This window comes from Streptomyces sp. AV19 (genome assembly GCF_015999245.1).
GTDB lineage: Bacteria > Actinomycetota > Actinomycetes > Streptomycetales > Streptomycetaceae > Streptomyces.
In genome coordinates, this window is sequence record NZ_JAEAMR010000018.1 from 40,894 (window position 1) to 53,651 (window position 12,758).

11 protein-coding genes and 2 pseudogenes are annotated in these 12,758 nt (G+C 74.0%); 5 read left to right on the top strand and 8 right to left on the bottom strand.

The genetic code is table 11. The features are described from left to right. Positions 1-70 precede the first annotated feature (70 nt). The gene (locus I5Q34_RS25600; RefSeq protein WP_277965726.1) at positions 71-901 is read right to left on the bottom strand and encodes a pentapeptide repeat-containing protein; all 831 of its coding nucleotides are present in this window, start codon (positions 899-901) and stop codon (positions 71-73) included. Positions 902-972: 71 nt separating this feature from the next. Then, complete coding sequence (gene polX, locus I5Q34_RS25605) at positions 973-2,697, bottom strand: DNA polymerase/3'-5' exonuclease PolX (protein ID WP_199894783.1); 1,725 nt, start codon at positions 2,695-2,697, stop codon at positions 973-975. Between the two features lie 75 nt (positions 2,698-2,772). Here polX and I5Q34_RS25610 point away from each other — a divergent pair, with 75 nt between their 5' ends. Continuing rightward, a complete protein-coding gene (locus I5Q34_RS25610; RefSeq protein ID WP_199894784.1) occupies positions 2,773-4,443 on the top strand; it encodes a bifunctional 3'-5' exonuclease/DNA polymerase in 1,671 nt (556 codons plus the stop codon). Positions 4,444-4,447: 4 nt separating this feature from the next. On the opposite strand, the gene I5Q34_RS25615 is transcribed toward I5Q34_RS25610, so the two are convergent. Continuing rightward, entirely contained in the window at positions 4,448-5,353 is a 906-nt protein-coding gene (locus I5Q34_RS25615) for a squalene/phytoene synthase family protein (protein WP_199894785.1), read from the bottom strand. Positions 5,354-5,538: 185 nt separating this feature from the next. Continuing rightward, complete coding sequence (locus tag I5Q34_RS25620) at positions 5,539-6,129, bottom strand: TetR/AcrR family transcriptional regulator (protein ID WP_199894786.1); 591 nt, start codon at positions 6,127-6,129, stop codon at positions 5,539-5,541. 128 nt (positions 6,130-6,257) lie between these two features. On the opposite strand from I5Q34_RS25620, the pseudogene I5Q34_RS25625 reads away from it, so the two are divergent. Beyond that, positions 6,258-7,078: pseudogene (locus tag I5Q34_RS25625) on the top strand (NAD(P)-dependent oxidoreductase); the annotation flags it as partial. Between the two features lie 36 nt (positions 7,079-7,114). On the opposite strand, the gene I5Q34_RS25630 reads toward I5Q34_RS25625, so the two are convergent. The 3 genes from I5Q34_RS25630 to I5Q34_RS25640 all read right to left on the bottom strand — a co-directional run bounded on the left by I5Q34_RS25630 (position 7,115) and on the right by I5Q34_RS25640 (position 9,997). Next, positions 7,115-7,735: a CBS domain-containing protein gene (locus tag I5Q34_RS25630; RefSeq protein WP_199894920.1), complete on the bottom strand. Its 621-nt coding sequence runs from the start codon at positions 7,733-7,735 to the stop codon at positions 7,115-7,117. A gap of 336 nt (positions 7,736-8,071) precedes the next feature. After that, on the bottom strand, positions 8,072-9,016 hold the full coding sequence (locus I5Q34_RS25635; RefSeq protein WP_234429546.1) for an alpha/beta hydrolase: 945 nt from the start codon (positions 9,014-9,016) through the stop codon (positions 8,072-8,074). An 87-nt stretch (positions 9,017-9,103) separates the two neighbouring features. After that, positions 9,104-9,997: a LysR family transcriptional regulator gene (locus I5Q34_RS25640; RefSeq protein WP_199894787.1), complete on the bottom strand. Its 894-nt coding sequence runs from the start codon at positions 9,995-9,997 to the stop codon at positions 9,104-9,106. Between the two features lie 85 nt (positions 9,998-10,082). Here I5Q34_RS25640 and I5Q34_RS25645 point away from each other — a divergent pair, with 85 nt between their 5' ends. After that, positions 10,083-10,451 carry a nuclear transport factor 2 family protein gene (locus tag I5Q34_RS25645; protein ID WP_199894788.1) on the top strand — a complete coding sequence of 123 codons (369 nt, stop codon included), beginning with the start codon at positions 10,083-10,085 and terminating at the stop codon, positions 10,449-10,451. Next, complete coding sequence (locus tag I5Q34_RS25650) at positions 10,448-11,647, top strand: flavin-dependent oxidoreductase (protein WP_199894789.1); 1,200 nt, start codon at positions 10,448-10,450, stop codon at positions 11,645-11,647. Before I5Q34_RS25645 ends, I5Q34_RS25650 begins: the two co-directional genes overlap by 4 nt. A gap of 42 nt (positions 11,648-11,689) precedes the next feature. Here the strand turns inward: I5Q34_RS25650 and I5Q34_RS25655 are convergent. Continuing rightward, positions 11,690-12,068 (bottom strand): annotated as a pseudogene (locus I5Q34_RS25655) (ArsC/Spx/MgsR family protein). A 121-nt stretch (positions 12,069-12,189) separates the two neighbouring features. On the opposite strand from I5Q34_RS25655, the gene I5Q34_RS25660 reads away from it, so the two are divergent. Further along, positions 12,190-12,498 carry a hypothetical protein gene (locus I5Q34_RS25660; protein WP_199894790.1) on the top strand — a complete coding sequence of 103 codons (309 nt, stop codon included), beginning with the start codon at positions 12,190-12,192 and terminating at the stop codon, positions 12,496-12,498. The last annotated feature ends 260 nt before the right edge of the window (positions 12,499-12,758 follow it).

The following is a 12,758-nucleotide window of genomic DNA, read 5'->3' on the forward strand; positions in this document are numbered from 1 at the left end:
CTGAAGCGATTATGCAGCTGCCTAAAGGTTTTAGGCAAGAGGTTTTGGTCAGGCGAGGGGCGGCCGGGACCTACTGCCAGTGCCCGGGCCGGCTCACGCCCTCCGGCAGGCGCGTCCGGGCGTCCCCCCGGGCCGCGTTGACCTGGGGCTGCGTCAGGAAGACGGCGTCCGTCAGGTCGGCGCCGGACAGGTTCGCGTCACGCAGGTCCGCGCCGATCAGGTCGGCCGAGCGCAGGTCGGCGTCGCGCAGGTCCGCCGCGATGAGGCAGGCGCCGCGCAGGTTCGCGCCGCCCAGGTCCGCGCCCCGCAGCTTGGCGCCCATCAGGTTCGCGCCCCGGCGCTCCTTCTTCTTGCCGCCCTTGCCGCCCCGCACCAGCTCGCCGGCGCGCAGCAGCACGACGTTGACGTCCTGGCGCAGCGCCATGACGTCCAGCTCCAGGATCGCCTCCGGCGAGGACTCCGTCAGGCGCTCGGTGCGGCCGAGGAGACGGCGCGCGTCGCGGTGGACCGGGCGGGCCTTCGGCAGGGACAGCACCTCGGTCAGGTACCGGAGCAGCTCGTGCAACTGCCGCATCACGGGGAAGACCTCGAACATTTGCCGCGCCGAATCGGGGTCCTCCCGCCAGCCGCGGCCGCCGTAGGTGACCTGGGAGACCTTCTGGCCGGCGCCGAAGCAGTCGTAGACGGTGCAGCCGGAGAAGCCCTTCTCGCGGAGCGTGGTGTGGGTGCCGCAGCGGAAGTCGCCGCGCAGGTTGGGGCAGGGCTTGCCGGCGTCCTTGTTCAGGGCGAAGTCGGCCGACTTCGCGAACGGCAGGGCCACGCAGCACAGCCCGAAGCAGTTCCCGCAGTCGGCGCGCAGGGCGCGGTTGTCGGGGGCGGGGGCTTCGCTGATGTCGGGCACGGTGCGCGCGTTTCCTTGTCGTTCCGGGAGGTTGATCGTGAACGCCCCATGGTATCCGGCGTCGTCCGAGGTCATCGGGCCGACGGCCGCAGGAAGCGGCGCAGCCGTTGCAGCGGCCAGGTGTTGATGACGTCGTCCGCGGTCAGCCAGCCGCGCTGGGCGGTCCCCACGCCGAAGCGCATGTAGGGCAGGTGCGTCACGGAGTGCGCGTCGGTGTTCACGGCGAACTTCACTCCGTGCCGCCTGGCCCGCAGGATCTCCTCGTCGCCCAGGTCGAGCCGCTCGGGATGCCCGTTGATCTCCAGGGCCGTCCCGGTCCGCGCGCAGGCCGCGAACACCGCGTCGAAGTCGGCGTCGATCCCCGGCCGTCTGCCGAGCAGCCGGGTCGTGGGGTGGCCGATGATCGCGACGTGGGGGTTCTCGCAGGCGCGGACGAGCCGGCGGGTGAGCTCCTCGCGGGACTGGCGGAAGTGCGAGTGCACGGAGGCGACGCACAGGTCGAAGCCGGCGAGGAAGTCGGCGGGCCAGTCCACCTCGCCGTCCGGCCCGATGTTGAGCTCGGTCCCGTGCAGCAGCCGCATCCGGCCGTGCCTGCCCTCCAGGGCGCGCAGCCGCTCCCGCTGCGCGAGCGCCTTCTCGCGGGTCATGCGCTGCATGGCCAGGTCGGGGGCGTGGTCGGTGACGGCGTAGTACGCGTAGCCGCGTCCGGCGGCCGCGGCGACCATGTCCTCCAGCGGCGCCAGCCCGTCGGTGAGGTCGGTGTGGGTGTGCAGGTCGCCGCGGACGCTCTCCTCGGTGATCAGGTCCGGGAGTTCGTCCGCGAGCCCCGCCGCGACCTCGCCGCGGTCCTCGCGGAGCGCCGGCGGGATCCACGGCAGCCCGAGCCGGGCGTAGATGTCCTCCTCGGTCCGGGAGGCGACCTTGCGGCCGCTCCTGACGCGGAAGAGCCCGTACTCGGAGAGCTTGAGCCCGTGCCGCACCGCGATCTCGCGGATGCGGATGTTGTGGGCCTTGGACCCGGTGAAGTACAGCAGCCCCGCGCCCCACGCGTCGGGCGGCAGCACCCGCAGGTCGACCTGGAGGCCGTCGACCGTGCGGACGGACGTCTTCTTCGGGCCCCGGGCGATGACCTCCGCCGTGTACGGGAGGGTGCTGATCGCCTCCATGAACGGCTCGGCGCGGGCGGCGGCCACCAGGACGTCGACGTCCCCGATGGTCTCCCGCATGCGGCGCACCGACCCGGCGCAGGCACAGCGCTCGCAGCCGTCGATCCGCGAGAGGTCGGCGACGATCCGCTCGGCGGCCTCGGCGGCGGCGGACAGCAGGATCCGGCCGCCGGCCTTCTTCATCAGCTCGATGCCGTGCAGGATGTTCTGCTCGGTCTTCTCGCCGAACCCCTTGAGGTCGCGCAGCCGTTCCTCGTGGATGGCGTCGAGGAGTTCGTCGACGGAGGAGACGCGCAGTTCCTCGTAGAGGACGAGGGCCTTGTGGGGGCCGAGGGTGGGGATGGTGAGCAGCTCGCGGACGCCCGCCGGGACGGACGTCCGGGTCTCCTCGAAGGCGGCGACCCGGCCGGTGCGCAGGTACTCGACGACCTTCTCGGCGATCGACTTCCCCACGTTGGGGATCTCGCGCAGGCCGTCGAGGTCCAGCTTCGAGACGTCCGAGGGGTGGCCGCCGATCGCGCGGGCCGCCTTCTCGTAGGCGCGTGCCTTGAAGGCGTCCCCACCGGTGATGGCGACGAGATCGGCGTACTCCTGGAGCACCGCGGCGACCTCTTCGTTGGGCCGGGCCATGGGTTCAGCGTGCCACCGGGGCGGTTCCGGGGCGAGGCGAGGGGCGTTGTCAGACCCTGCTGCGAGACTGCGGACGTGAGATGGGCAGTGGCGGAAACGGGGGACGGGTCCGTGCGGCTGTGCCCGGTCGGGCCCGGGGGCGACCCGGCCGGGCCGGTGGTCGCCGAGCGGAGCCTGGCCGAGGCGGTCCGGGCGCGGCCGGAGGCCGGCCGGTGGGTCTGGCGTGCGACGGCACAGGGATACGGGCGGCTGCTGGACGCGGGGATCCGCGTCGAGCGGTGCTACGACGTGGAGGCCGCCGAGGCGCTGATCACGGGCCATGAGCAGGGCCAGTCCGGCCGGCCGCGCTCGCTCGCGGCCGCCTGGGCACGGCTGAAGGGCCTGCCCGTGCCGGAGGACCCGCCGCCGCGCGCGGCCGGCGGTCAGCCGTCGCTGTTCGAGCCGGGGCCGGTGCCGCTGCCGCCCGGCACGGATCCGCTGACGGCCCTGCTCGAGGTGTACGCGGACCAGCAGGCCCGGATGAAGGACACGGCACACCCCGGCCGCGTGCGGCTGCTGACCGCCGCCGAGTCGGCGGGCACGCTGGTCGCGGCCGAGATGGGCCGGGCCGGGGTGCCCTGGCGGGCCGACGTGCACCGGGAGCTGCTCACGGCGCTGCTGGGGGAGCGCTACCCGGGCAGCCAGGAGACCCGGCGGCTGGCCGAGCTGGCCGACGAGGTCTCCCGGGCCTTCGGCGACGGCGTGCGCGTCCGGCCCGACCTGCCCGCCGACATCGTCCGGGCCTTCGCCCGGGAGGGCATCGCCCTGTCCTCGACCCGCGCCTGGGAGCTGCGCGGGCTCGACCACCCCGCCGTCGCGCCCCTCCTGGAGCACAAGAAGCTCTACCGGCTGCACACCGCGCACGGCTGGTCCTGGCTGCAGACCTGGGTGCGCGACGGCCGCTTCCGCCCGGAGTACCTGCCGGCCGGCACGGTCACCGGCCGGTGGACCACCAACGGCGGCGGGGCGCTGCAGATCCCCAAGGTGGTCCGGCGGGCGGTGGTCGCCGACCCCGGCTGGCGGCTGGTGGTCGCCGACGCCGACCAGATCGAGCCCCGGGTGCTCGCCGCCGTCTCCCGCGACCCGGGCCTGATGGAGATCGCCGGCAGCGGCCTCGACCTCTACGCCGACCTGGCCGAGCGGGCGTTCTCCGGCGACCGCGACCGGGCCAAGCTGGCCGTGCTGGGCGCCATCTACGGCCAGACCTCCGGCGACGGCCTCAAGCACATGGCCGACCTGCGCCGCCGCTACCCCCGGGCGGTCGGCTACGTCGACGACGCGGCCCGCGCGGGGGAGGAGGGCCGCCTGGTGCGGACGTGGCTGGGCCGTACGTGCCCGCCCGTCTCCACCGCCGTCCCCGACGAGGCGGGCCTGCCGCAGGAGGACGAGGCCGCCGGGCCCGGCGGCTCGGCCGGGGCGCGGGCCCGGGGGCGGTTCACCCGCAACTTCGTGGTGCAGGGGAGCGCGGCGGACTGGGCGTTGATCGTGCTGGCGCTGGTCCGCCGGCGCATCGCCGGGCTCCGGGCCGAGCTGGTCTTCTTCCAGCACGACGAGCTGATCGTGCACTGCCCGCAGGACGAGGCCGAGGAGGTGGCGGAGGCGGTGCGGTGGGCCGGGGACGAGGCGGGGCGGCTCGCGTTCGGCGAGACGCCGACGCGGTTCCCGTTCACCACGGCCGTGGTGGAGTGCTACGCGGACGCGAAGTGACGCCTCACCGCCCCCGGTGGCGGAGTTCGCGGGTCAGCACGCCCAGCGCTCCGGCCAGCGGGGGGCGGGCCGGGCGGCGCAGCAGGCCGGTCCCGGCGGCCAGGGCCCGGTCCGCCGTCAGCGTCTCCAGCGCGACGACCGCCCGGGTGAAGGCCCGGTGCCCGGGCGGCGCGAAGGCGACCAGGCGGCGGGCGGCGAGCAGGTCGCGGCGGGCCTGTTCGAGCTGGGTGCGCAGGAGGGCGCGGGTGCCGGTGGTGTCGCGGGCCCGCTCCAGATCGCCGCGGGTGACGCCGTGCCGCTCCAGCGCCTCGTCGGAGAGGCCGAGCCGGCCGTCGCGCAGGTCCTCCGACAGGTCGTTGACGAAGTCGAGCCGCTGACTGCCGTCGATGTAGGTGCGGCAGACCTCGCGGGAGGCGACGGGATCCGCGCCGGGGGAGAGGAGCAGGGACGCGATCAGCATGAACGCGGGGAGGGAGTAGGCGTCGACGTACTTCTGGTACGCGGTCTCGGTGGCGAACCCGGTGGACTCGCGTTCCAGGGGTGCTCCGTCGAGGAAGTCCGTGACGTGCCCGGTCAACTGGGGGTGCGTGGAGATGGTCCGGAGCAGCGGTCGCAGCACCGGGTGAGTGCTGTTCCCGCCGTCCAGGCCGGTCCGGGCCTCGGCCTCCCAGGCGGGCCAGCCGTCCTGACCGTCCCGGCCGTTGGTCTTGTCCAGCACCGTGTCCGTGTGGTGCATAAACGCGGTCGCGGCGATGACGTGCGGGACGAGGGCGGGAGGGAGGAGGAGCCGGACGGCGAGGTAGGCGTGGCGGCGATAGCCGGCGACGACGGTTCGCTGCGCGGTGTAGGCGGCGCGGAGTGACGGGTCGTCGATGTGCGCGGTGGTGAGGGTGGTGTCCCAGGTGTGCATGCGGCTTCCTGCGGGTGGGGGTGGCCGTTGGGGGTGTGCCCCGGCCCCGCCCTTTCACCGTTTCTTCCGGGGAGACCCCGGACCCCGATCGCCCTTCGGGCGATGTCCTCAAACGCCGGACGGGCTGATTCAGCGCGCGAGAAACGGTGAAAGGGCGGGGCCGGGGCACAACTCCCCGCGACACCCTACCGATAGCTGCGCACCAGCCGGGCCAGATGCTCCCCCGCGGAGCGCAACGGCTCCGCGTCCCGCGACACCTGAGCCGCCAGCTCCGCCCCCTCCAACGTGGAGATCACCGTGTGCGCGAGCGCCCGCGCGTCCTCCTCTCCGACCCCCGCCCCGCGCAGCTTCGCGAAGACGAGCTCGCGCCAGCGGGCGAACGCCTCGGCGGCGGCCTGCTGGATGTCGGGGGCGCGCCCTGCCGTGCCCAGGGCGGTGGCGGTCACCGGGCAGCCCTCGATCCAGTCCGACGCGCTCAGTTCCTCCACGAGCACCCGGGCGCAGGCGACGAGCGCCTCGGCCGGGTCCGGCTCGCTGTCCAGCGCCCGGCGCAGGAGGCCGGCGAACTCCTCGTCCCCGTGCCGGATCGCGGCGACGGCCAGCTCCTGCTTCCCGCCGGGGAAGAAGTGGTACAGCGACCCCAGGGTCGCCTCCGCCTCCTGGGAGATCTGCTTGATCCCCGTGCCGTCGTAGCCCTGCCGCTGCATCAGCCGTGAGGCCGCCCGGACGATCCGCTCGCGGGTGTCGAGCGCGGGCTTCTCTGACGTGGTCTTCATCCTCCGAGCCTACCTGAGTAGAGCGTTCGTTCCGGAGCCGTGCTACGGCGATCACTAAGTAGAGCGTTCGTTCTAGAGGGGGATCTTCCGTGAACCGGCAATCCGTGACCGTCGTCGGCCTCGGCCCGATGGGCCGGGCCATGGCCCGGGCGTACCTGAACAAGGGATACGAGGTCACCGTCTGGAACCGCACGGCCTCGCGCGCCGGCGAACTCGTCGCCGAGGGCGCCGTCCTGGCCGCCTCGGTCGAGGAGGCGCTGGCCGCCAACGAGTTGGCCGTGCCGAGCATGACGGACCACGACGCCGTCCTCGCCGTCCTGGGGCAGGCCCCGGACGCGCTCCGGGCCGCGTCGTCGCCAACCTCGGCTCGGACACCCCCGAGAAGGCGCGCGAGGCGGCGAAGTGGGTGGCCGGGCGAGGCGGGGCGCACCTCACCGGCGGTGTCCAGTGCCCGCCGTCCGGCATCGGCGACCCGGAGTCCGCCACCTTCTACAGCGGCCCCCGGGAGGCGTTCGAGGCACACCGGGAGGCGCTGGAGGTGCTCACCGGCGCCGACTGCCGCGGCGAGGACCCGGGGCTGGCGGCGCTCTACTACCAGATCATGATGGACATCTTCTGGACCGGAGTGGTCAGTTACGTGCACGCCCTGGCCGTGGCCGGACAACACGGCATCTCCGCCGCGGAGTTCCTGCCCTACGCCCGGTCCACGGCCGCGTCGCTGCCGAACTTCTACGCCTTCTGCGGCCCGCGCATCGACGCCGGCGAGCACCCGGGCGACGTGGACCGGCTCACCATGGGCACCGCCGGCGTCGAGCACATCGTCCGCACCACCCGTGCCGCCGGCGTCGACAGCACGCTGCCGGGCGCCGTGCTCGACGTCTTCCGGCGGGCCTTCGAGGACGGGCATGCCGAAGACAGCTTCACCAGCGTGATCGACGTCTTCCGCAAGCCCGTCGTGCAGGACGGCGCGGAGGTCGGCGGAGGCTCACTCCTCGGACAGGTGGTGATCGACGCTCACCACGCCGTCCACGCTGCGGCACAGCCGCACCAGCACCGGGACCAGGCCCTCGTCCCGCACCGAACCGCTCAGCCGCACCTGGCCGTTGGCCACCTCGACGCCGATGCCCGACGGCGGCTCGTGCAGCGTCCGCACCAGCACGTCCTCGATGATCTCCTGCCGGATGGCGCGGTCGTCCCGCAGGAACACCCGCAGCAGATCGCTGCGGCTCACCAGGCCCACCAGGCGGCCCGCCGCGTCCACCACCGGCAGGCGCTTGACGTGCCGTTCCTCCATGGTGCGGGCGGCCTCCACGACGCTCCACTCCGGCCGCGCGCACACCGCCGGGCTGGTCATCAGCCCCTCGGCCGTCGTCGCGTCGTGCTTCGCCGGAGCCTGCGACGGACCGGACTCCTCCAGCCGCTTGGCCGCCTTGGCCAGCAGGTCGGCCTCCGAGACGACGCCCACGGGACGGTCGTCGGCGTCCACCACCGGAACCGCCGTGATGTCGTGCTCGTGGAGGACGTGCACGATCTCCGTGAACAGGGTGCCGCGCTGCACCCTGACCACCGAGTGGGTCATCAGGTCGCCGACGGTTCTGTGCTGCAACATGTCCCAGTCCCTTCAGGTACGCACCCGGTGGACGGGCGCGCGGCCACGATGACCACCGGGATCACCACCAGCCTCGCATATGCGCGGAGGGATCGGAGGCGGGGCCTTCCGGGTGCACACCGCAGGGTGAGGGGGCGGGCGGGGGTGACCGGGGAGGGGGCCGGTGTCCCGGGAGTTCGGGGGCCCCGGCCCCGCCCTTTCTCCCCCAGAGGGGGTGCCCCCAGTTTCTCGCCACGCTCCGCGCGGTTTGTCGCCCGAAGGGCGATTGGGGTCCGGGGTCTCCCCGGAAGAAACGGTGAAATGGGGGTGCCCCCTCTGGGGGAGGGCCCGGGGCTAGTCCCCCACCACCCGCGCCACGAACTCCCGCGCCCGCGCCAGCTCCCGCTCCGCGACCTTGATCGGGAACATCGTGAAGCCGTGCACCGCCTCCGCCACCACCTCCAGGTCCGTCCCGTTCCCCGCGGCCCGCCACCGCGCCGCCATGAAAGTCGAGTCGTCGAGGAGCGGGTCGCGGGTGCCGACGACGAAGCGGGCCGGCGGGAGGTCGTGGAGGTCGGCGTACAAGGGGGAGACGCCGGGGTCGCGGAGCTGCTCCGGGGACAGGCCGGGGAACGCGTGGGACAACAGCCAGCGGATCACCGGCGTCGTGATGAGCGGACCGTCCTCGTCGAACGAACGGGCGCTGGGCGTCAGCGACATGTCGTAGTAGCCGTAGGCCAGGTACGCGCCGCGGAAGGCCCGGTGGGAGCCGTCGGCGTCGCGCAGGCGCAGCAGGGTGTGGACGGCGAGTTCGGCGCCGGACGACTCCCCGCCGATCACGAGCCGGTCGGTGCCGAACTCGTGGCGCGCGTGCCCGACGAGCCAGCGGGCCGCGTCCTCGCAGTCGTCGGGGGCGGCGGGGTGGGGGTGCTCGGGCGCCAGGCGGTAGTCGACGCTGACCACGGCGACGCCGGCGCCGCGCGCCAGGTCCCACAGCTGTGTGTCCTGGTGCCCGGCCGAGCCCACGACCCGGCCGCCGGCGTGGAGGAAGAGGTACACGCCGTGCACTACGGGCGGGGTGAAGACCCGTACGGGGACGCCGCCCGCGCGGCCGGGCACGACGCGGTCGCGGCCCTCGGCGAGGACGGGCGGCGCCGGCCAGGGGCCGTCGCCGGAGCGGGCGAGGGACACGTCGTCGATCTTGTGCAGCGGGGGGAAGCGGCCGAGGATGCGCGCCATCCTCGTGTTGAACGCCCGGGTCTCCTCGACCACGTCCTGTCCCGTGGTTGCCATCGTCATGACGGGATCATGCGGCAGCATCCGGCCGTACGTCCCGGTGTCGGCGGCACATTGGCCACTTCCTTGCGCCCGGGGGCGCGTCCGGTCTCAGCCCGCTCCGGGCATTTCCGCCCGCGCGCGGGCCACCAGCGCCCGGCCGGCCGGCCCGGACGGGCCCCCGGAGCGCCAGGCCAGGGCCAGGCGGCCGCGCAGCGCGGGCGGGTCGATGGTCAGGATCCGCAGGCCCAGCGTCCCGGCCCGGTGCTCGGCGACGCCCCGGGGCAGGATCGCGGCGCCCATTCCATGGGCGGCGAGCTGGGCGAGGACGCCGGGGTCGCCGGCCTCGAAGGCGATGTGCGGCCGGAATCCGGCCGTGGCGCACGCCTCGTCGAGCCGGGCCCGCAGGCCCGTGCCGCGCGGCAGGCTGATCAGCGGCCGGCCGCGGAGGGCGTCGAGGGAGACGACGGGGTGGGGGGCGAGCTCGTGGCCGGGGGCGACGGCGGCGACGATCGGCTGGTCCTCGACCACGTGCAGCTCGACGCCGGAGGGCGCGGTGGCGCCGATGCTGATGATGGCCGCGTCGTACCGGCCGGTGCGCAGCCCTTCGACGAGCTGGTCGGTGCTGTCCTCGGCGAGGGTGATCTCGACGGCGGGGTGGTCCTCGTGGAAGCCCACGAGCAGGCCGGGCAGGTCGGCGTTGTGCGTGGTGACGGTGCCGACGGCGACGTGGCCGCGGACGAGTCCGGCCAGTTCGTCGACGACGAGGCGGGCCTGCTCGACGGCGGCGAGGGCGGCACGGGCGTGCGGGAGGAACGCGGCGCCGACCTCGGTGAGGCCGACGCTGCGGCCGGAGCGGTCCAGCAGCTCCTGGCCGAGTTCGCGCTCCAGCTTGCGGATCTGCGCGCTCACCCCGGGCTGGGCCACCCGGACCTTCTCGGCGGCGCGGGTGAAGTTCCGCTCCTCGGCCACGGTCACGAAGTACTCGAGCTGACGCAGTTCCATAACCAGTGATGCTAGCGGCCAGACCTACCATGTCTTGGACTTCTCGTCCCTGCTGACGGAGGGTGGAGGCGAGCGAAGGAGACCGATGACCGACAACCGTGAACGCGCCGCGACGCCGGAGGACTTGACCCGGCTGTTCGTGGAGCGCGTCAACTCACGGGACGCGGAAGGCATGGCCGCCCGCTGCGTCCCCGACGCCGTGCCGGCATGGCCGCCGGGGAGCGCGACGGTGGGCCGCGAGGCCATCCGCGCCGTGTGCGAGCGGCTGCCGGCGGGGGCGAACGAGCCGTTCGCCCAGGAGGAGCCGCTGCCGACGGTCCGGTACGGCGACCTCGCCCTGACCTCCACCCCGTCCTCCGACAACACCGGCGGCCGGGTGCAGGTGGCCCGGCGCCGGGCGGACGGAACCTGGCTTCGTATCATCGACCGCCCCGAGCAGAGGAGTTCCCGATGACCGTGCTGATCGCCGGAGGAGGCATCGGCGGCCTGACCGCCGCCCTGAGCCTGCATGCCGTGGGCATCGAGGCGCGGGTGGTGGAGAGCGTGCGGGAGATCCGCCCGCTCGGCGTCGGGATCAACCTGCTGCCGCACTCCGTCCGCGAGCTGACCGAGCTCGGGCTCGGGGACGAGCTGGCCGCGATCGGCGTGGCCACGGCCGAGAACGTCTACGCGGACCGGTCCGGCAAGGAGATCTACTCGGAGCCGCGCGGCATCGCCCAGGGCTACAAGTGGCCGCAGTACTCGGTCCACCGTGGCAAGCTGCAGCTGATGCTGTTCGACGCCGTGCGCGAGCGGCTGGGCGCGGACGCGGTCCGCACCGGGGTGCGCCTCGAGGACTTCACCGACACCGGGGACGCGGTACGGGCCGAGCTGGCCGACCGCGGGACGGGCCGCACCGAGACCGTCGAGGCCGGCGCCCTGATCGGCGCGGACGGGATCCACTCGGTGGTCCGGGCGAAGCTGCACCCCGACGAGGGGCCGCTGCTGTACTCCGGGATCCGGATGTGGCGCGGCGTCACGGAGACCGAGCCGTTCCTCACCGGCCGCTCGATGGTCATCGTCCGCGAGGGCGGCGTGGAGATCATCGCCTATCCGATCAGCCCCCGGCACGTCAACTGGGTGTGCCTGGTGCGGATGTCCGAGCCCGGCCCGCTCGTCGAGGAGGAGGCCGGCTGGAACCGCCCGGGCCGGCTGGAGGACCTGCTGCCCTACTACCAGGACTGGAACCTGGGCTACCTGGACGTCCCGGCCCTGCTCGCCGGCAGCGAGGTCCTCCTGGAGTACCCGATGGCCGACCGCGAGCCGCTGTCGTCCTGGGGCCGCGGCCGGGTGACGCTGCTCGGCGACGCCGCCCACCCGATGTGGCCGGTGGGGGCCAACGGCGCCTCGCAGTCGATCCTGGACGCCCGGACCCTGGCCGCCGAACTGGCCCGGGCCGACGACGTGCCGGCCGGACTGGCCGCGTACGAGGACGTCCGGGTCGAGGCGACCGCGAAGGTCGTCCTGGCCAACCGGAACATGAACAAGGCCGCCGAGAAGGCCCGGCTGGCCCGGCAGGAGTTCGGCCGCATCACCGACACCTACCGGCGCGAGACGGGCGCCGAGGTGCACGTCCTCAACGAGCGCGCCTCACTGACCCCCGGCGGATGACCGGGCCGGTGCGGGGCCGGCACCCCCGTCCGGCCCCGCACCTCACTTCTTCGAACTCTCCGAGCGTGCCAGCGCCTCGCGCACCGCTTCCTCCGTGCGCGCCACCAGCGCCGTCCCGTCGTCGGCCGTGATGATGGGCCGCTGTATTCAGCTTCGGGTGGCGCGTGAGCGCCGCGATCCAGCGGTCGCGGGCACCGGCGTCGCGCGGCCACTCCTTCAGGCCCGGCTCCTCGGCCTCCGCCTCCTGGGTGCGGGTGATGTCCCAGGGCTCCGGGCCGAGCCGGCCGAGGACGGCGCGGATGCCGGCCTCGCCGGGCACGTCCTCCAGGTAGCGGCGGACGGTGTGGCCGGCGCCCTCGGCGTCCAGCAGGCCGATCGCCGAGCGGCACTTCGAGCAGGCGGGATCGATCCGGATCTCCATGCGCCCACCGTACCGGCGGGGCCGGGCAAATCCCGTCTGAGCTGGGGCGATTGTCAGTGCCCGGCGGTAAAATCGAAGGGTAGTGAAGAGGTCGCAACGACCCCTCATCCGGAGGACGCCGATGACCGCAGCAGCCACCACGATCCCCGACATGCCCGCCCTTCCCACCCTGCCGAAGAAGCGTCTGCCCGCGGGCCACCCGCGCGACTGGTACGAGTCCCACAACCGCCGACTGAAGGCCATGCGCCTGGCCATCGCCCTGCTCCACAGCGGCGCGTACCGGCCGGAGCAGGCCACGAACCGCCGCATACGGCGCACCGCCGAGCGCATCGGCGTGCGCACGCCGTCCAACGCGACGTGCCGGATGGTGCGCTCGCTGATCCTCGCGGAGGCGCCGGTGCGTGGGGGCGGGCGCCGCGGGGCGGTGTAGCCGGGCGGCCCGGCGGTCCCGTCGGGGACGGTGTTGCCCCCGCCCCGCCCTTTCACCGTTTCCGCAGGGGCTGCGCCCCTTCGCAACCCGCGGGTCGGGCGCGGGTCGGGCGCGGGGCGCGCCGGGCCCGCGCTCCGCGCGGTGAGCGGGGGCTGCGCCCCCTGCACCCCGCTCCGGGGCTCCGCCCCGGGCCCCGCAAAGCGGCTGCGCCGCTTTGTCCTCAAACTCCCCGGAGGGGGCAACCCCCAGACGGGCTGGAT